Source organism: Pseudomonas defluvii, from assembly GCF_001695625.1.
In the GTDB taxonomy this organism is placed as follows: Bacteria; Pseudomonadota; Gammaproteobacteria; order Pseudomonadales; family Pseudomonadaceae; genus Aquipseudomonas; species Aquipseudomonas defluvii.
Map to the genome: position 1 here is coordinate 1 of NZ_MBPN01000319.1, position 549 is coordinate 549.

Sequence of the window (549 nt, forward strand, 5' to 3'; positions counted from 1 at the left end):
ACAGGCAACATCGAGCCCGGGCAGGCGAATACCAGCAGCAACTGGGTGGATTTGGCGCAGATCAAGGCGGAGGGGAATGTTGCGCTGGGGGCTGGGGTCAGTGGTGAGTTTGGGATCAAAATCGCAAAGAACCGACTGGCTATACACTGCAGTGGTTCGCTGGTACTGGGGCCAGGGGCCGGCGGCGGCTTCACTACCGTAGTCGACGTGGAGCTGGTCGGGAAACTGGCCTTATTGTTTTGCAAGGCGTTGGCTGAGGTGGATTACCGGTATTTACTGGGTGTAACGGATGATGCGTTTAGTTACTTGGTATCCGGGCTATTTAAGGTCGCTAGTCACCCTATAGATGAGAGCCAGAGAATACTTCATGAAAGCTTGTATGAAATGGTTACTTGGTGGGACGAAAGAAATGCGACCAAGCTGGAAGCAGAACGGCTAACAGACCACTTACTTAAGTATCACGCTGTATGGATAGGTGGGCAACGTATTCCCCTGAGCCTGCTACCGCCCGAGACAATGGGCCCTATGGTCCACCTGTTGTCAGAGAGC

Annotated in this window: 1 pseudogene; it reads left to right on the forward strand. The window is 53.7% G+C overall.

The window, feature by feature from the left end:
* Window positions 1-549 (forward strand): annotated as a pseudogene (locus EKA13_RS28015) (LysM domain-containing protein); the annotation flags it as partial.